Genomic DNA, 371 nt, shown 5'->3' with positions numbered 1-371 from the left:
TAAGCCCAGCCCTGCTGGCCGGCGCGGGTGCGCACCAGGTAGTAATCGCGGCGCACATCGGCGCCATCCCACCAGCCGGACTCGATGCGTTCCGGGCCCATCAGGATGTGTAGACCTTGCTCGGCCAGAGGCGTCGGTTCATGCAGCAACCAGCCCGGGCGCTGCACGTTATTTGAGGGGGTGCATGGGCGAGTGTCTGCACCGGCTTGCCAGGCGCATTCGGGGCGGTGGTCGGCGTGAAACCGCAGGCCTTGCACCGCGTCATCCCCCAGCCGCGCCCGCAGGCGTTCGCGCAGTTGTTCCCACGGCAGGGTTTGTTGCGGGCGCTCGTCGAACAGGTCCTGGCGCTGGGGCACAAACACCGGCAGGTC

General features: G+C 68.2%; 1 pseudogene. It reads right to left on the bottom strand.

The features are described 5' to 3' along the window. Window positions 1–371, bottom strand: a pseudogene (locus HX846_RS38560) (DNA polymerase Y family protein); the annotation flags it as partial.

The sequence above is a fragment of the Pseudomonas sp. K5002 genome, assembly GCF_013386655.1.
Classification (GTDB): Bacteria; Pseudomonadota; Gammaproteobacteria; order Pseudomonadales; family Pseudomonadaceae; genus Aquipseudomonas.
Note: the sequence above shows the minus strand (reverse complement) of the source record. Positions and strands in the feature narration are given on the sequence as shown.